Source organism: Streptomyces sp. NPDC048424 (assembly GCF_040651555.1).
GTDB lineage: Bacteria > Actinomycetota > Actinomycetes > Streptomycetales > Streptomycetaceae > Streptomyces.
The window spans coordinates 1-16,569 of the sequence record NZ_JBEZKE010000063.1 but is presented as its reverse complement, the minus strand read 5'-3'; the positions used below and the strand labels follow the sequence as shown (position 1 = coordinate 16,569).

Below are 16,569 nucleotides of genomic sequence, written 5' to 3'. Positions count from 1 at the left end.
GACCAGACCCTGGCCCAGATCGAGCTCTTCACCAAGCCCGAGGAGTACCCGACCGAGGTCTACGTGCTGCCCAAGCACCTCGACGAGAAGGTCGCCCGCCTGCACCTCGACGCCCTCGGCGTCAAGCTCACCACCCTCCGCCCGGAGCAGGCCGCTTACATCGGCGTGCAGGTCGAGGGCCCGTACAAGCCGGACCACTACCGCTACTGACCGAACCGGCTACCGAAAAGATCGAGCCACCGGCTCTTGAGGTTCGCTCGAGAGCCGGTGGAAAGCCCATGGCCGGGTGTCCCCGGGAATGTCACGATCGGACGTCCGTGCCGAGGGAGAGCAGTGCTCCCACCACCCCAGACGAGGATGTCCCATGAACCCCAATCCGGCCGGCAGCCCCCAGCATTACCCCGCCGGAGGCCCGAGCCCGTACGCGCCCCAGCCCGGCCCCTACGCCCAGCCCCAGCCTCCCGCCCCGGCACCCGCCGAGCGCGGCAAGGTGGCCACCGCCCTCCTGTTGGTCTCCACGGTCCTGATGGGCCTGATGGCCGGCCTCTTCTTCGCCTTCGACGTCTCGGTGATGCCGGGTCTGGCGGCGGGCGACGAGCGCACCTACGTCACCGCGATGCAGAACTTCAACTCGGCGATCGACGGCAACGGCATCTTCGGCATGGCCTTCGTGCTCGCCCTGCTCCTGTCGGCGGCCTCGGCGGTCGTCGAGTTCCGAGGCGGCCGCCGTACCGTGGCGGTCTGGGTCGGCGCGGCTGCCGTCGTCTACCTCGTCGTCCTGATGATCACCTTCTCCGTGAACATTCCGCTGAACAACGAACTGGCCGACGCGGGTGACGCCTCGAAGCTGACGGACTTCTCGATCGTGGAGAAGTTCAAGAGCACCTGGGTCTCCACCAACATCGTCCGCACCCTGCTGTGCACGGCGGCCCTGACGGCCCTGGCCCGTGCGCTGGTCCTGTACGGCCGCGCCACCCGCTGAACCGCGGCCCGAAGTCTCCCCCCACAGCACCATCACGAAGTCCCCCGGCCACCCGACCGGGGGACTTCGTGTGTCCCGCCCCCTTTGGCCGGCCGGGGGGACGGCCGGCCAGGGGGACGGCCAGGGGGCGGCAGACTCCCTGGTGGTCAGCCGGTCTGTCCGTGCAGGTACAGGGCCCAGGACAGGAAGCCCACGGAGGCCGTGCACAGCAGGGTGCGCCACACGTTGGCCCGGGTCCAGGGGCCCTCGAAGGCGCGGCGGACGGCGGCGGGATCGGCGATGCGGGCGACGGGGCCGGCCTTGTCCAGCATGTTGTTCAGCGGGATGTTCACCTTGTTGGTGACGCCCATCGAGACGATGTAGCAGACCAGGGCCGCGATCAGCGGCGGGAGCACGTCGCGTCCGTCGGAGGGGACGTGCAGGGCCAGGGCCAGGGCGGTGAACAGGAACGCCCCGATGTAGCCGAGGACGAACCAGCCGTTGAGGATGGCCACGTTGATGCGCTGCATGACCTCGATGACCGTACGGTCGTCGGTGCGTTTGAGGCCCGGCATCACGGAGACGGAGAAACCGTAGAAGAGGCCACTGACCAGTCCCGTGGTGACAGTGGCGGCGATGAGCGAGGCCAGGCGTGCGGTCTCCATCGTGCGTCCCCCTGTTCGTCCGTCCGCGGAGTCTCTCGGTCATCGATTCTTCGGGAACGGGTCATCGAATCGTCAAGTCATGGGGATCATACGGGCGCGACGGGCTGCGGCGGTGTGCGCTTCGAGCGGCCTTCGAGTGGATCTCGAGCGGCGCGTCACCGGCGGCGCCCCCGCATCAGGCGGCGGGCGGACTCCAGTCGGCGGGCAGGCCGGACTGGGCCAGGACGGTGGCCAGGCTGTAGTGGTCCTGGTCGGAGGTGATCCGGCAGTGGTGTGCGTCGAGGTCGAGGACGGTGGTCATCGGCACGGCGAACGGCTTGGGCGCGCCCTTGAGGTGGCCGGAGTAGACGGCGCGGACGGTGACGCGGTCCCCGTCGCGGCGGGTGGCGCGGACGGTGACGTGGACGTCGGCTATGAGGGTGTCGGCGCGGGCCTTCCACCCGGCGATCTCCTGGCGGCCGCGGAAGGTGACGGCCACGGCCTCGTCGGTGTAGGTGCCGTCGGCGGTGAACAGGGCGCCGAGGGCGTGGGGGTCGGTGCCGTTCCAGGCGCGGGCCCAGGCGGTGACGATCGCCGGCGTGCGCCGGGCGGTGTCCTGCGCGGCATGGGCGGTGGTGGTGGCGGTGGCGCACAGGGCTGCGGCGGCGGTCAGCACGGTGAGGGTGCGCAGCGGTCGGGATGCCATGTCGGTACTCCTTCAAAGGGGGCGGTCGGGTGGGGTGTTGCCCTCTGCGGGTGCGGGCGGGCAACGTTCACGGCGCACAGCCTCGTGGCGGGCGCTGTCCACTCTCCAGCCCCTACGGGGGGCGGTGACTGCCCAGCCCTGTCCACCCGTGTCCACGCCCCTGCCCCGGCCGCCTCCCCCCGGGGGTGGACGAGCCGCGGGGGTGGACGCGCCGCGGGGGCGGGCCGACATGGTTGTCGGTCCGCCCCCGCGGTGGGTGAGCCGCCCGGGACTTAGGCGCCCAGGTGGTGGCCCTTCACCCACTCCTTCTCGGTGTCCGTGACACAGCTCGAGGTGTAGGTGGGGCCGGTGTAGCCCGGACGGCTCTGGGGCACCGCGGCGAGCGTGGAGCAGTTCGACGAGGAGGCCGCGTGACCGCCGGAGAAGTAGTCGATGTCGACCCCGTCGTTGGCCAGGGCGGCACCGGCCCCGCCCAGCAGGATGCCGGCGGCCAGGACGGAGGCGGTGACAGCAGAACGAATACGCATGACTCCCCTAAAGATGTCTGGAACGGCGCGCCTGTCGATGTGCGCGTCGGCCGGTCCAACCGTCAAGGGGTGCCGGCGGGAACGGTGGTTCACTCCAATGCCCGCGGCAGTATCGTTTCGACACTTCGCGCCCCCTCGCACCCCCTGCCGTACCACCGTGCGCCCCGTGCGGGCCGGGCGTGGCTAGTCGACGCTCAGCGCGGCCAGCCGCTGTGCGAACGGCACCACCTCGAAGCCGCCGGCCGGGTCCACCGAGGTGATCGCCCCGGTCGGCGAGCGGGGTGCGATCGCCGCGGCGGTGCCCAGGTCCGGGGCGGTGCCGAGGTCGGGGGTGGTGTCGTGGGTGGGGGTGGTGTCGTGGGTGGGGGGTGTCATGAAGCGGGCCAGCTCCGCGCCGGCCCGCAGGATCCGCTGCGCCAGTCCCTCCTGCCCCCAGTCCTGCGAGGCCGCGTACACGGCGGTCGGCAGGGTGAGTGCGCGCAGGTGGGTGAAGAGCGGGCGCAGGGCGTGTTCGGTGACCAGGGAGTGGCGGGCGGTGCCGCCGGTCGCGCCGAGGAGTACCGGTTTTCCGGTGAGGGCGTCCTTGTCGATGAGGTCGAAGAACGATTTGAACAGGCCGCTGTAGGAGGCCGCGAACACCGGTGTCACGGCGATCAGGCCGTCGGCGGCCGCCACCGCGTCGAGCGCGGCGGCGAGCCGGGCGGGCGGGAATCCGGTGACGAGGTGCTGGGCGATCTCGGTGGCCAGGTCCCTCAGCTCGATCACCTCGGGTTCGGCGTCCGCGCCGCGCAGGGTGGCGGCCGTGAGGCGGTCGGCGAGCAGCCGGGTGGCGGAGGGTGAGTTCAGTCCGGCCGATACGACGATGAGTTTCATGCCTGCGCGTTCTCCTTCGCGCTCTCGTGGGCCGCGGTCAGGCGGGCGGGGTGGGTCGGCGGCGCGTCCGGTACGCCGGCGGGGCGCAGGTTCGCGAACTCCTTGCGCAGGACGGGTACGACCTCTTCGCCGAGGAGGTCGAGCTGTTCCAGGACGGTTTTCAGGGGCAGGCCCGCGTGGTCCATCAGGAAGAGCTGGCGCTGGTAGTCGCCGGCGTAGTCGCGGAAGGACAGGGTCCGTTCGATGACCTGCTGGGGGGAGCCGACGGTGAGGGGGGTCTGGGAGGTGAATTCCTCCAGGGACGGGCCGTGGCCGTAGACCGGTGCGTTGTCGAAGTAGGGGCGGAACTGGCGTATCGCGTCCTGGGAGTTCTGGGCGATGAAGACCTGGCCGCCGAGTCCGACGATGGCCTGTTCGGGGGTGCCGTGTCCGTAGTGGGCGTAGCGGCGGCGGTAGAGGTCGACCATCTGCCGGGTGTGGGAGGCGGGCCAGAAGATGTTGTTGTGGAAGAAGCCGTCGCCGTAGTAGGCGGCTTGTTCGGCGATCTCCGGTGAGCGGATGGAGCCGTGCCAGACGAAGGGTGCGACGCCGTCCAGGGGGCGCGGGGTGGAGGTGAAGGACTGCAGCGGGGTGCGGAACTTGCCGTTCCAGGTGACGGTGTCCTCGTCCCACAGGCGGCGCAGCAGGGCGTAGTTCTCGACGGCGAGGTCGATGCCGTCGCGGATGTCCTTGCCGAACCAGGGGTAGACCGGTCCGGTGTTGCCGCGGCCCATCATGAGGTCGACGCGGCCGTCCGCGACGTGCTGGAGCATCGCGTAGTCCTCGGCGATCTTCACCGGGTCGTTCGTGGTGATCAGTGTCGTCGACGTGGACAGGATCAGGTTTTCGGTGCGTGCGGCGATGTGGCCGAGCAGGGTCGTCGGTGAGGAGGGGACGAACGGCGGGTTGTGGTGCTCGCCGGTGGCGAAGACGTCGAGGCCTACCTCCTCGGCCTTCTGCGCGATGGTGAGTATCGCCTTGATGCGCTCGTGCTCGCCGGGCACGCGTCCGGTGGTCGGATCGGCGGTGACGTCACCGACGGTGAAGATCCCGAACTGCATGACTCCCCTTCCCAGGATTGTTGACGGTTCAACCATGCTGGGGAACGGGGAGTCCGGCCGTGCTATTCCCTGCGGGGCGTGCCCGTCATTTGGCCTCCAGGTCGCTCCTGATCATGGAGACGGCGGCGGCGAGGCGGCTGAGGCCCTTCTGCACCTCGCGGATGCCCGCGCCGGCCCGGGGCTCGTCGTTCGCGCCGGCTCCGGCCACGCACTCGCCCCCTCCGTGCTCGAAGGCGGTCATGGCCTCCTTCCAGAACCCCTGGGCGTTCTCGTTCGGGGGCGTGCCGAACTTCTTGGCCTTCGCCACCTCGGTGAGCAGCTCCTGGCAGGCGGTGCCCCAAAGGTCCGTCGGGCGTGCGGAGACCTCGTTGACGCGGCCGGAGGTGTCGGAAAGCCCTTTGACGCGGTCGTCGCCTCCCGAGGACCACCAGTCCTCCAGCTCCTCGGCCGGGCTCGAACTGCACCCGGCGAGCAGCGCCACGGCGACGGCGGTGGCGGTGGCGGTGGCGGTGGCGGTGGCGGTGGCGGTGGCGGTGGCTAAGCGAACACGTGAACGCATGGAACCCTCCTGGTCCGGTCGCGCCGATGCTGCCAGGAACCACCGGCTGCGGCAGTGCCAACGCCGAAATCCGTCCGCCCCGCGACGCCCGGGAACCCGCCGGAGCCCGCCGGAGCCGGCCCCGCCCGGCCTGGTCGAGGCCGGGCGGGGCGGGGCGGGGGGGTCAGCTCTGGCAGAGGCCGCGGGTGTAGTCGTGCGTCGCGGTGGCCTGGGAGTAGCGCCACTGCGGGTCCAGGAGGTCGCTCCTCAGCTGTCCGGCCGCGGCCGGGCTCTCGACGATGTAGCCGAAGTCCTGCAGCCAGGACGGGTACAGGTTCTTGGAGCCGATGTAGAAGGCCGATCCGTCGACGGCGACCAGCTTGTGGTGCTGGGCGTACGGCTTGCCGTCCGCCCAGGTGGGCTGGTCGGAGGCGCGGAAGGTGGCGAGCTGGAGGTTCTCGCACAGGGCCGTCCGGGCCCGGCCGCCGTCACCGGTCAGGGCGGTCAGGCGGCCGCGCAGGGCGTCGCTGACCTCGGAGAGCGACTTGATCTGCGAGTAGCCGCCGCTGCCGATGGTGCCGCGGTTGGCCGGGTCGCTCACCACGATGCGGACCTTCACCCCGGACAGGAGCTTCGCGGCGAGGGCGTCGTAGAGGCGGATGTCGTAGCGGGGCAGCGGCGGGCAGGTGGCGTGGACGTCCTGCTGGGAGATCTCGATGTGCGAGGTCGCGCTGGAGACCAGGGCGCGCAGGGCGCTCTCCTCCGGGTTGACGGTGTCGTAGTCCCTGTCGGCGTTGGTGTTGTCGTGGATCCCGATCCCGCACTTGGTGTCGCCGGCGGTGGGCAGGACGGGGCGGAAGGAGGAGGTGGGATCGCTCTGGCGGATGCCGACGCCGAAGCCGCCGACGGCGATCGCGGGCACCTCTCCCCCACCCGCCGGGGAGGCGGGCCGGGGCAGGGAGGGCATGCAGTCCGCGCCGGGCGAGGCCGCGAACCACACCGAGGTCCAGCTGCTCTTGTTGCGGCAGGTCCAGTCCCACAGGGTGTCCAGGTAGCGGCCGGCGGAGCCCGCGGCGGGCCCGGACAGCGCGAGGTCGACGTCGCTGACCGGGTGGGAGGTCTCCAGGTAGTCGTCCTTCCAGCTGTTGATGCCGCCGGTGATCACCGAGGTGCCGTCCACGACGACCAGCTTGGAGTGGTTCCAGGAGAACGCGGTCTTCGAGGTGGTCATCGAGGCCACGTTGAGGGTGATGCTGCCCGCGGCGGCCGGCCCTAGCTTCGCGATCAGCTCGTCACGGTAGGACGAGGGGATCACCGTGGAGTGGTAGAGGGGGGCCGCGCCCACCAGGATGCGCACCTTCAGCCGGTTGCCCTTCTGGGCGGATTCCCGCAGGCCCGCGACGATCGCCTCCTGGTAGCCGCCGTTGGGGAAGGGCGCCAGCGTCGATATGTCCACCGTCTCGCGGGCGCCGGCGATGTCCTGGCGCATCTTCTCCAGCAGACGGCGCGAGCCGGGCCGATCCGCGCAGGTGGCATCACCCCAGCAGCCGGGTGTCTGCAGCAGCCAGTCGGCGCCGCCGGGGGTGGAGGAGTCGAGCCGGTTGCCGGAGGTCCGCTCCCACACCGAGCCCTGAAGGCCCGGCGAGACCTGACGCAGGGTCTGCTCGACCGAGTCCAGGTGCGGGGTGGGCGCATCCGCGGCGAACGCGGGAGCGGGGACGGCGGCGGCCAGGAGGGAGAAGCCGAGTGCGAGGGCCGAGGTGAAGACGAGGGCCGTCGTACGGACGGTGCGTGCCAATGTGGTTCCTTGACTGGGGGGTGGCTCTGGCCGGGAGCATGGTCGGCCACGCCTCCGACCTTGATCAACTCGCGTAAGTTACCAGCACGTAGCCCTCTGTTCATCCGCCCCGGGCGAGTTCCGGCCACCCGGCGCCCCCTCCGTGCGCCTACGCGGGGCCGTCCCGGTGGCCCTCCCGGTGGTCGTCCGGGTGGTCGTCCGGGTGGTCATCGGGGTGGTCGTCCGGGTGGTCGTCCGGGTGGTCTTCGAGGGCGCGGGCGATGAGGTCGTGGATCAGGAACTCCCCCGGCCCGCGGTTCTCCTTGAGGCGGGCGAGGCTCTCGCGGGTGAACCAGCCGTGGGCGCTGTGCCCGGTCCGCTCCAGCACGGGGTGGTCCAAGTCCCCGTCGACCTCGACGAGATAGTCGGCCTCGTGCCGCAGTCCCCTGCCGTCGTCCCCCGTCCAGGTCGTGGCGCCGAGGAAGCGCCGTACGCGGGTCAGACGCCAGCCGGTCTCCTCCCCGACCTCGCGTGCGAGGGCTTCCAGGACCGTCTCCCCGGCCTCGACGTGGCCGCCCACGATGTCCCAACTGTCGGGGAAGAGCCGCCGGGTTGGGCTCCTCCTCTGGGCGAAGGCCTCGCCCCGGTGGTTGAGGATGACGGCGCCGACGGTCCAGACCTCACCGGCTGCGGGATCGGGTACCTCGACGCCGTCGTCGACGGTGAACGCGTGGTGGTCGCCGGTCATGCCCGACAGCGTAGCCCGGGCGTTGGCCGGGGCAGCGGGCGTGTCCTCGGACCGTGCGGAGCTTCCCGACAGCGCAGGGCGGGTGTTGGCGGGGGCGGGGGTGTGTCCTCAGACGGTGCGGAGCTTCAGGCGCCAGGAGCCCTCGGCGTCGATGAAGCGGAGCAGGAGGGGCCCCTCGGGGAGCGGGGTGCTCACCCTGGCGCCGCGGCCGGCCTCGTTGACCAGGAGGCTCTCGGGGGCCTCCGCGATCCTCGTGTGGCCGGCGACCTCGTACCCGTACATGCAGCAGAGGCTGCCGCCGGTCTCGTCGCGGAGCCTGACCTTGAGGTCGGCCACCGGGCCCGTGTAGAGCAGCGCTTCGGGGCCGCGGCCGGTCAGCTCGCGCCCGAACTCGAGCCTGCGGGCGTCGGCGAGCGGCCTGAAGGTCAGTGTCCAGCGGTGGGACGCCTGGATGCGCAGGCGCAGCGGGCGGCCTTCGCTCGGTTCGACGGCCGCCCGGCCGCGGAAGTCCTCCAGGGTGGAGTTGAAGACCAGTTGGTCGTCCTTGTTGCGCTGGTCCAGGCGTTCCACGCAGAGGTAGTCGTCGCCTTCGTGGGTCATCTCGACCAGGACGGGACCGGGCGGGACACGGTGGTCCGCGGTGACGACCTGCCTCCCCTTGCCCTCGATGGTGTACGGCTCGAAGACCGGTCCGAAGCTCCACGCGCCGGCCGGACGGGAGTGGGACGGCGCCAGGAGGGCCGGGCCGCCGGCGGATACGGACGAGGACACCGGGAAGGGAGGCAGGTCACTGCTCTTGGACACCCCCGAGAGCAGAACGGGGCCCGATGGCGGCGAAACCAGGGCCGGGGCCGACGGCGAAACCGGGGCCGGGGCCGGGGCCGGGGCCGGGGGGAGCGTGGCCGGTACGGGTGCGGGTGCGGGTGTGGGTGTGGGTGGTGCGGCCGTCACCTCGATGCCGTAGTCCGAGGTGAGGCCCGCCAGCCCGCAGGTGTAACCCTGGCCCACCGCGCGGAACTTCCAGCCGCCCGCGCGGCGGTAGAACTCGCCGAAGACGAACGCGGTCTCCCCCGTGGCGTCGGTGACGGTGTAGCGGACGACCGAGACACCGTTCGGCGCGAACGCCTCCACGGTCGGCTGCGCCAAGGCCCCGACCGTGCCGCCGTCGGTCGAGCAGACGACAAGGACGCGTTCGATCTCCGCCTCGATGTGCGGCAGATCGAGTTCGAGCCACTGGGCGCAGGCATCGCGGGCGTCGCGCGCGTGCCGTACGGCGGCCGAGGGGTGGACCGGCCGGCCCTGGAAGACCACGTCGGCGCTCCCGCGTGCCGTGCCGTTCGCGTCCAGCAGCAGCGCGGCGGCCTCGACCAGCGGTGCTCCGGGGCGCGGTTCGTGGCGCACGGCGACGCGAAGGGCGACGGTGGGGACGTAGGTGTTGGCCCCCTTGGCTATGTGGCTCATGGCGGACATCATGCGCGATGCCCCCCGGGGAGGCGATCATTCCTCTTGAGTGTGCCGGGGCCCCGGCCCCGGGCTCCCGGGGCCGACCGGTTCCCGGTGTGGTCCCTGCCCGGTGGCGGGGTGTTCGGTCCGGGTGTTCGGGCGGGGTGTTAGGCGGGGGTGTCCCAGGCGGTCGTGAGCCCGTCCAGCCATGCGGGCGGCAGGGCCGCGGCGTCCCACTCCTCGCGCAGTTCGCGCGGCGCGGTGACCAGCCGCTCCAGCACGGCGATGCTCGTGACGGAGTGCAGGAGCGAGTAGCGGCCGTGGACCGTGATGGCGCTGCCCGGTCCGTAGGCGGCGAACAGGCGCTCCAGGCGGGCCCGGTGGGTGGCCGCGAACGCGGTCAGCCGCCCGGTGTAGCCGGCCCGCTGGCGGGGGCTCATCGTGGCCAGGACGGCGGCGAGGACCTCGTCGGTCACCTCCGGGTCCAGCTCCGAGACCGCGGTGAGCGACAGGTACAGGGGGGAGACCGCCACCCGTGTCCGCTCCACTTCCATCCGCCCCGCCCGGCGCCGCTCCCCCGCCGGGCCCAGGGCCGCGTCCGCGCCCACGACCTCCGTCAGGGTCCGCTCGGTGAGGGCGCCCAGGTCGTCCAGGAGGGCGGCGGCGCCGTCCTGCCAGGCCGAGGCGTAGTCCGGGCCCTTGGTGCCGGGCGCGTCGCGGTCGCCGCTCAGTTCCTTGTGCGCGAGGGCCAGGGCGCCCGCTTCCAGGAGCCCGATCAGTTGCCGCGCGTCGCCGGAGGGGACTCCCGTTCGCGCGAGGAGCTGGCGCAGTGTCGTCCTCGCGTTGTCGACACTGACCTCGTCCGGCCACTGCCGTCCCTCGTCGGCCGCGCTCATCGGGTCCTCCTGATCGCTCGGGTGGTGCGGTGGGTGCAAGGCATCGCTCCCTTCGATGATCCAACGTCCGGCGCCCGGGCTGTGCTCCCCGTGGCGCCGCCACCCTTTCACCTCTCACACCACCACGGGTACCGGCCTCCCACGCTCCACACATACGGGCAAGGCGCAGGCCGAGCAGAACGGTCAGGACGGGCAGGGCGAGCAGGACAAGGAGCGTGGTCAGGACGGGCTGGACGAGCGGGACGGTCAGGACAGGCTGGACGAGCAGGACAAGGAGCGTGGTCAGGACGGGCTGGCCAAGCGGGACGGTCAGGACAGGCTGGACGAGCAGGACGAGGAGCGTTGGTCAGGGCGGGCTGGACGAGCGGGACGGTCAGGGCGGGCTGGACGAGCTGGGCGGTCGGGGCGAGCCGGGTGGTGGCGAGAGGAGGGTGGTCAGGACGGCTGGGCGGGCTGGTTGAGGAGGGTGGTGGCGAGGGCTCCGCGGATGCCGGCCGTGGGTGCCAGGGCGGGGAAGAGACTGCCGGGGGGTGGCTGCGCCGAGCGCGAGGGCGCTCTGCCGGGGGGGACATGGACGGCATGCGGCCGCAGGACCGCAACCGCATGGGGCCGGCCTTCACCGATCCGCAGCACGCGCTGCTGCCGTGGTCGGCCTGCCGGCGACACCGGGGCTGATGGCGGCGAAGCTCCGGGCGGCGATGGCCGGGCATGTGACAGGGCCCGCGTGGAACGCGCCGCCCGCGCGCCTGCAAGGGGGCGACGGCGGAGTCCCAGGGAGGTGCGGGCGCGCCACGAGCTGGTCGGGCAGAACACGAAGTCGACGTACATCCGCAACGCGCGGCGCCCGCACCGGCGGCGCGATCCCGGAGCGGCCCATCACCGAGCGCGAGGAGCAAATCCTCAAACTCGCACGAGCGGAGCGGCCACGGTGAGCGCCGTGCCGCCGGCGACCGCGGCGCCGGCGGTCGCACCGGCCCCACCGACCGTGCCCGCCGCTGCCGCTCTGGGCCCGCCGCACCTGGAGCACACCACCTGGTGGCCCGGCCCGGCCCGGGCCGGGGGGCGGGGGCGGGGTCGCGGCTCGCGTCGTACGTACCACTGGACGGGAAGTCGGCTAAGCGTCCGGAGCGGTCACAGGAGCCGGCCGGGGACCGGAGCCCGGGGCCGGAGCCCCGGGGCCGGGGGCCGGGGACCGGGGACCGGGGACCGGGAACCAGAGCCGGGACCGGGGACCGGGAACCAGAGCCGGGACCGGGGACCGGGGACCGGGAACCAGAGCCGGGGCCGGGGACCGGGAACCAGAGCCGGGGCCGGGGACCGGGGACCGGGGACCGGGAACCAGAGCCGGGGCCGGGGCCGGGGACCAGAGCCGGGGCCGGGGCCGGGGACCGGGGCCGGGGCCGGGGGCCGGGGGCGGGGGTGGGGGCCGGGGGCGGGGGTGGTGGTCTGGGGTGGTGGTCTGGGAAGGCCGGCGCCGCAACGGGAGGGGGTGGGGGCGGTGTCGGTGCTGTTTTGCGTACGCTGGCCGCATGCGCATGCGTCCCACGCTGAGCTGGACCCCGCCCGGGGACCTGCGGCCCGGCACCACGGATGTGGGTCCGCTCGCCGACACGCTGCGGGCCGGCGGGGTGCTGGTGCTCAGCGGAGCGGGCCTGTCCACGGAATCGGGCATCCCCGACTACCGGGGTGAGGGCGGAAGTCTGAGCCGGCACACCCCGATGACCTACCAGGAGTTCACCGCCAGCGCCCAAGCCCGGCGCCGGTACTGGGCGCGCAGCCACCTGGGCTGGCGGACCTTCGGCCGGGCCCGGCCCAATGCCGGGCACCGGGCCGTGGCCGCGTTCGCAGACCACGGTCTGCTCTCGGGAGTGATCACCCAGAACGTCGACGGCCTGCACCAGGCGGCCGGCAGCCAGGACGTGGTGGAACTGCACGGCGGCCTGAACCGGGTCGTCTGCCTGTCCTGCGGTGCGTCCGGCTCCCGCCGTGAACTCGCCCGGCGGCTCCAGGAAGCCAACGCAGGCTTCACGCCGACGGCCACGCGCCTGAACCCGGACGGCGACGCCGACCTCACCGACGAACAGGCCGCCACCTTCCGCGTGGTGCCCTGCTCGCGGTGTGGCGGCATCCTCAAACCCGACGTGGTGTTCTTCGGCGAAGCCGTTCCCCCGGCACGGGTCCAGCAGTGCCGCCAACTGGTCACCTGCGCGACCTCGCTACTGGTCCTGGGCTCCTCCCTCACCGTCATGTCCGGCCTGCGATTCGTCCGCCAGGCAGCCCAGGCAGGCAAGCCCGTACTCATCGTCAACCGCGACGCGACCCGAGGCGACACACACGCCGTCACCCGAATCGCACTCCCCCTGGGAACGACCCTCACCACCCTGACCCAACGACTGAACATCCCCCTCACCGAAACCGAGGCCGAGACCGGGGCCGGGGCCGAGGCCGGGGCCGGGGCCGGGGCCAAGGCCGGGGCCGGGGCCGAGACCGGGGCCGGGGCCGAGACCGAGGCCGGGGCCGGGGCCGGGGCCGAGACCGGGGCCGAGACCGGGGCCGAGACCGGGGCCGAGACCGGGGCCGAGACCGGGCGCTGAAGGCAAGGCCCTCCGAGCGCCGTCCGGGTAGCCGAAGCCTGCGACTGAAGGCGAGGCTGCCCGGGCTCGGTCCGGGTGACCGGGGCCGGGGACTGAAGGCAAGGCCGTCCGAGCGCCGTCCGGGTAGCCGAAGCCTGCGACTGAAGGCAAGGTCGTCCGAGCGCCGTCCGGGTAGCCGAAGCCTGCGACTGAAGGCAAGGTCGTCCGGGCTCGGTCCGGGTGACCGGGGCCGGGGACTGAAGGCAAGGTCGGCCGGGTGCCGTCCGGGTAGCCGAGGCCTGCGGCTGAAGGCAAGGCTCTCCGAGTAGCGTCCGGGTGACCGAGTCGGGCACTGAGGCATGGTCGGCCGGGTGCCGTCCGGGTGGCCGAGGCCGGGCGCTGAAGGCGAGGCCAGGGCCGTCTGGGTGCGGTCCGGGCTCGTCCGGTATGGCGGCGGAGCCCGCCGCGCAGCGCGGGCGGATGCTGGTGCCGATGCCTCCAACCCCGCCGAAAGGGGGCCCGTGGACGACCCCGGCCCGCAAGGAACCCGAAGGCCCGCACCCAGGGGGACGGGCCATGACCCCGCCGGTCAGGCCGGGGTCATCGGGATCGGGCTCGCCGCCGTGCTGACGTTCGCACTCGCCCAGGGCTCCTGGCAGTGGTTCGCCACCTTCATCGGGGTGACGCTCCTCTCGCTGGTGTTCGCCTTCCAGGGACGCCCGGCGTGGACACCCGGCCCACGCTCGCCGTACATGCGTGTCCTGGTCGCGTACTCACTGGTCGTCGGCCTGTGCGTGGCGATCGCACTGGCCCCCATGCTGCAACGCTGGCAGTGGCTGTTCCCCATGCCGGGTACACGCGGCGGCTGCGACGAGCTGGGCCGCTACGAGGTCGCACGGACGCGGGCGGCGGTGGCGGACCTGGCCCGCCGTGACCCTGCCGCCCTGGCGTACGCGCAGGAGCAGCAGCGCGACAAGGCCGTCGCCGACTGCCTCGCGGCGACGACGACGCTGTGGCTGCCCCTGTACGGAGCCGGAGCGGCCGTGCTCGTGGGTGCGTGTACGTGGTCCCTCGACCGGAACCGGTCAAGAAGGGGCACCCGGACAGACTCCTCCCCGCCGGGGACAGCGGACGCGGAAGCCCAGCCCAACGGCACGGACTGACCCGCGACACCCTCCACACCCGGCCAGACCCAGGCGGCACGCGGCCAGGCAGGCGTGGGCAGTACACAGCCAGACGGCGGCCGGCCGGGGGCAGCGGGACGGCGGGACAGTAGAGGGACGGTACGCGGCGAGGCGGCACGCGGCCGGGCGAAGGGCAGACGGGCGGCGGGCGGCGAGACGGCGAGACGGCGGGGCAGTAGACGGACGGTACGCGGCGGGGCGGCGTAGCGGTACACGGCCGGGCGACAGGCGGGCGATACATGGCCGGGCGGTACGCGGCGGGGCGGCACGCGGCCGGGTGGCGGCCAGCCGAAGGACAGACGGGCGGCGGGCGGCGGGACGACGGGGCAATAGACGGACGGTACGCGGCAGGGCGGCGGGCAGCCGGGCGGGCGGCACACGGCTGGGTGGCACGCGGCCGTCCAGGCCCCGGGCGGCACGCGGCGGGCCGCCGGGCGGCGCACGGCCGGGCGGCAGACGAGCGGTACACGGCCGGGCGACGGGCAGCCGGCCGGGCGGCGCACGGCCGGGTGGCAGACGAGCGGTACACGGCCGGGCGACAGGCGGCCGGGGGGTGGCCTGGCGGCACACGGCTGGGTGGCGGGTGGGCGGGCGGTGCGCGGCCCTGCACCGGGCAGCCGGGCGTGCGGCACACGGCTGGGTGGCAGACGGGCGGTGCGCGGCAGGGTGGGCGGTGCGCGGCCGGGTGGCGGGTGGGCGGTGCGCGGCCGTCCAGGCCCGGGTGGTACGCGGCGGGCCTGGTGACGGGCAGCCGGGCGGTGCGCGGGCCCTGCACCGGGCAGCCGGGCGGGCGGCACACGGCTGGGTGGCAGACGGGCGGTGCGCGGCAGGGTGGGCGGTGCGCGGCCGGGTGGCGGGTGAGCGGTGCGCGGCCGTCCAGGCCCGGGCGGTACGCGGCGGGCGTGGTGACGGGCAGCCGGGCGGTGCGCGGCCGGGTGGCGGGTGGGCGGTGCGCGGCCTCCAGGCCCGGGCGGTACGCGACGGGCCGCCGGGCCTCGGGCGACGGGGCGGCGGGACGGGCGGCACACGGCCGGGTGGCGGCCGGGCGGCACACGGCCGGGTGGCGGCCGGGCGGCACGCGGCCGTCCAGGCCCGGGCGGTATGCGGCGGGCCTGGTGACGGGCAGCCGGGCGGTGCGCGGCCGTGCAACGGGCAGCCGGGCGTGCGGCACACGGCCGGGTGGCGGGTGGGCGGTGCGCGGCCGTCCAGGCCCAGGCGGTACACGGCGGGCCGCCGGGCCTCGGGCGACGGGGCGGCGGGACGGGCGGCAGGCGGCCGGGCAGCCAGGCGACGGGCGGCGGGCGGCAGGCAGCCGGGCGACAGGCGACGGGCGACGGGCGGGTTTCACCCGGGTGGCGCACATGCGCGGGCCCGGGCAGCAGCGCAGCACCAGGCTGTGACCAGGACGTACCGCGCCGAGAGGTGACAGCGGTGGGAACAGCCAGGATGTGGGCGATGGCCGCCGCCACGGTCGCGGCCGTGACGGCGGCCACCACCGCCACGGGCTGCTCGTCCGCCGGCGACGGCTCCGCCGGCGCAAGGACGCAGGACGCGCTGCGCTCCCCGGCCACCACAGCATCCCCACCCGCCCCACCCTCCCCGCCCGCTCCGTCCTCTTCGCCCGCTCCGTCCTCCCCGGGGGGTCACGGCAGGCTGATCCCGAGGTACGAGGACGGCAGGACGGCCCAGGACCGGCGGACCCAGAGGTTCCTGCAGGACAACGAGGTGCTGGAGCACGTCACCGCGTTCGCCAACCAGCGAATCGCACTCTCCTACGACGTGCCCGTGATCGCGAAGAGCTGCGGCGGCGCCAACGCCTCCTGGGACCCGCGGGCGCGGGACATCACCTACTGCTACGAGCTCGTCGAGGAGACACGGCCCGTCTTCCGGGAACAGGCCGCACGGGAGGGTTCCCCCGACGCGGCGGACCGGGCCAAGGCCGCCGACGACGGCGTCATCGGGTTCTCCAACGGCGTGCTCCTGCACGAACTCGGTCACGCCCTGGTCGACATGTACGACCTGCCGATCACCGGCAAGGAGGAAGACGCCGTCGACCAGCTCGCCACCCTGCTCCTCGCCACCGGCGGCGAGCAGCACATCGACTACGCGGTGAGCACCATCAACGCGTGGGGCGCGCTGGCCGACGCACAAGAGGCCGGGGACCTCTCCGGTCTGTTCTCCGACGAACACTCACTCAGCGCCCAGCGCTTCTACAACGAGATCTGCTGGCTGTACGGCTCGGACCCCAACGCCTTCGAATCGGCCGTCATCGCCGTGGGCAACCCCGACGGTGTACTGCCACAGCTTCGGGCCGAGGGCTGCCGCCACGAATACGAGCAGATCGAAAGGTCATGGAACAGACTCCTCAAGCCGTACCTGAAATAGCCCCGGCAACGCGAAGACGCCCGGCCGCAACGATCCGGCCGAGCGTCTCAACGAGGGTCTGCTGGACACCTGCGCACCGGCGGCGTGCCTGTGTGGCTGTGTGCCTGTGTGCCTGTGTTCCGGCGGGTTTAGTACCAGTGGTTGGCGGACCAGAAGTTCCAGGCGCCGACGGGGCTGCCGTAGCGCTCGTTCATGTAGTCCAGGCCCCACTTGA

Annotated in this window: 14 protein-coding genes and 2 pseudogenes; 5 read left to right on the top strand and 11 right to left on the bottom strand. The window is 73.3% G+C overall.

From position 1 onward, the window contains the following. A partial coding sequence (locus tag AB0D29_RS38085; RefSeq protein ID WP_362860424.1) for an adenosylhomocysteinase occupies positions 1-210 on the top strand: 210 nt, incomplete at its 5' end. A 154-nt stretch (positions 211-364) separates the two neighbouring features. Next, positions 365-982 (top strand): anthrone oxygenase family protein, encoded by a 618-nt coding sequence (locus AB0D29_RS38080; protein ID WP_362860423.1) that lies wholly within the window; start codon positions 365-367, stop codon positions 980-982. Positions 983-1,128: 146 nt separating this feature from the next. Here AB0D29_RS38080 and AB0D29_RS38075 read toward each other — a convergent pair whose 3' ends face one another. The 10 genes from AB0D29_RS38075 to AB0D29_RS38030 form a co-directional block, all read right to left on the bottom strand. After that, positions 1,129-1,626, bottom strand: coding sequence for a DUF1772 domain-containing protein (locus AB0D29_RS38075; RefSeq protein WP_362860422.1), 498 nt, complete (start codon positions 1,624-1,626; stop codon positions 1,129-1,131). A 175-nt stretch (positions 1,627-1,801) separates the two neighbouring features. Continuing rightward, positions 1,802-2,311, bottom strand: coding sequence for a nuclear transport factor 2 family protein (locus AB0D29_RS38070; protein WP_362860421.1), 510 nt, complete (start codon positions 2,309-2,311; stop codon positions 1,802-1,804). A 272-nt stretch (positions 2,312-2,583) separates the two neighbouring features. Then, the gene (locus AB0D29_RS38065; RefSeq protein WP_362860420.1) at positions 2,584-2,838 is read right to left on the bottom strand and encodes a hypothetical protein; all 255 of its coding nucleotides are present in this window, start codon (positions 2,836-2,838) and stop codon (positions 2,584-2,586) included. Between the two features lie 183 nt (positions 2,839-3,021). Next, positions 3,022-3,711 (bottom strand): CE1759 family FMN reductase, encoded by a 690-nt coding sequence (locus AB0D29_RS38060; RefSeq protein ID WP_362860419.1) that lies wholly within the window; start codon positions 3,709-3,711, stop codon positions 3,022-3,024. Next, positions 3,708-4,811: an LLM class flavin-dependent oxidoreductase gene (locus AB0D29_RS38055; protein ID WP_362860418.1), complete on the bottom strand. Its 1,104-nt coding sequence runs from the start codon at positions 4,809-4,811 to the stop codon at positions 3,708-3,710. The genes AB0D29_RS38060 and AB0D29_RS38055 overlap by 4 nt, the downstream gene beginning before the upstream one ends. Positions 4,812-4,896: 85 nt before the next feature. Further along, on the bottom strand, positions 4,897-5,370 hold the full coding sequence (locus AB0D29_RS38050; RefSeq protein ID WP_362860417.1) for a hypothetical protein: 474 nt from the start codon (positions 5,368-5,370) through the stop codon (positions 4,897-4,899). A gap of 163 nt (positions 5,371-5,533) precedes the next feature. Then, complete coding sequence (locus AB0D29_RS38045) at positions 5,534-7,147, bottom strand: phospholipase (protein WP_362860416.1); 1,614 nt, start codon at positions 7,145-7,147, stop codon at positions 5,534-5,536. 148 nt (positions 7,148-7,295) lie between these two features. Continuing rightward, positions 7,296-7,874 carry an NUDIX domain-containing protein gene (locus AB0D29_RS38040; RefSeq protein WP_362860415.1) on the bottom strand — a complete coding sequence of 193 codons (579 nt, stop codon included), beginning with the start codon at positions 7,872-7,874 and terminating at the stop codon, positions 7,296-7,298. A 108-nt stretch (positions 7,875-7,982) separates the two neighbouring features. After that, positions 7,983-9,335: a TerD family protein gene (locus AB0D29_RS38035; protein ID WP_362860414.1), complete on the bottom strand. Its 1,353-nt coding sequence runs from the start codon at positions 9,333-9,335 to the stop codon at positions 7,983-7,985. A 149-nt stretch (positions 9,336-9,484) separates the two neighbouring features. Further along, complete coding sequence (locus AB0D29_RS38030; RefSeq protein WP_362860413.1) at positions 9,485-10,213, bottom strand: hypothetical protein; 729 nt, start codon at positions 10,211-10,213, stop codon at positions 9,485-9,487. A 1,529-nt stretch (positions 10,214-11,742) separates the two neighbouring features. Between AB0D29_RS38030 and AB0D29_RS38025 the strand changes: the two are divergent. The 3 genes and pseudogenes from AB0D29_RS38025 to AB0D29_RS38015 all read left to right on the top strand — a co-directional run. Further along, positions 11,743-12,621, top strand: a pseudogene (locus AB0D29_RS38025) (NAD-dependent protein deacetylase); the annotation flags it as partial. 788 nt (positions 12,622-13,409) lie between these two features. Next, positions 13,410-13,949, top strand: coding sequence for a hypothetical protein (locus AB0D29_RS38020; protein WP_362860412.1), 540 nt, complete (start codon positions 13,410-13,412; stop codon positions 13,947-13,949). A gap of 1,452 nt (positions 13,950-15,401) precedes the next feature. Next, positions 15,402-16,355 (top strand): DUF4344 domain-containing metallopeptidase, encoded by a 954-nt coding sequence (locus AB0D29_RS38015; RefSeq protein WP_362860411.1) that lies wholly within the window; start codon positions 15,402-15,404, stop codon positions 16,353-16,355. A 128-nt stretch (positions 16,356-16,483) separates the two neighbouring features. Here AB0D29_RS38015 and AB0D29_RS38010 read toward each other — a convergent pair. Beyond that, positions 16,484-16,569 (bottom strand): annotated as a pseudogene (locus AB0D29_RS38010) (lytic transglycosylase domain-containing protein); the annotation flags it as partial.

Excerpts from the sequence above, each read along its gene's own strand:
- AB0D29_RS38080 (WP_362860423.1), top strand. The coding sequence starts at position 365 with ATGAACCCCAATCCGGCCGGCAGCCCCCAGCATTACCCCGCCGGAGGC.
- AB0D29_RS38075 (WP_362860422.1), bottom strand. The coding sequence starts at position 1,626 with ATGGAGACCGCACGCCTGGCCTCGCTCATCGCCGCCACTGTCACCACG.
- AB0D29_RS38070 (WP_362860421.1), bottom strand. The coding sequence starts at position 2,311 with ATGGCATCCCGACCGCTGCGCACCCTCACCGTGCTGACCGCCGCCGCA.
- AB0D29_RS38065 (WP_362860420.1), bottom strand. The coding sequence starts at position 2,838 with ATGCGTATTCGTTCTGCTGTCACCGCCTCCGTCCTGGCCGCCGGCATC.
- AB0D29_RS38060 (WP_362860419.1), bottom strand. The coding sequence starts at position 3,711 with ATGAAACTCATCGTCGTATCGGCCGGACTGAACTCACCCTCCGCCACC.
- AB0D29_RS38055 (WP_362860418.1), bottom strand. The coding sequence starts at position 4,811 with ATGCAGTTCGGGATCTTCACCGTCGGTGACGTCACCGCCGATCCGACC.
- AB0D29_RS38050 (WP_362860417.1), bottom strand. The coding sequence starts at position 5,370 with ATGCGTTCACGTGTTCGCTTAGCCACCGCCACCGCCACCGCCACCGCC.
- AB0D29_RS38040 (WP_362860415.1), bottom strand. The coding sequence starts at position 7,874 with ATGACCGGCGACCACCACGCGTTCACCGTCGACGACGGCGTCGAGGTA.
- AB0D29_RS38035 (WP_362860414.1), bottom strand. The coding sequence starts at position 9,335 with ATGAGCCACATAGCCAAGGGGGCCAACACCTACGTCCCCACCGTCGCC.
- AB0D29_RS38030 (WP_362860413.1), bottom strand. The coding sequence starts at position 10,213 with ATGAGCGCGGCCGACGAGGGACGGCAGTGGCCGGACGAGGTCAGTGTC.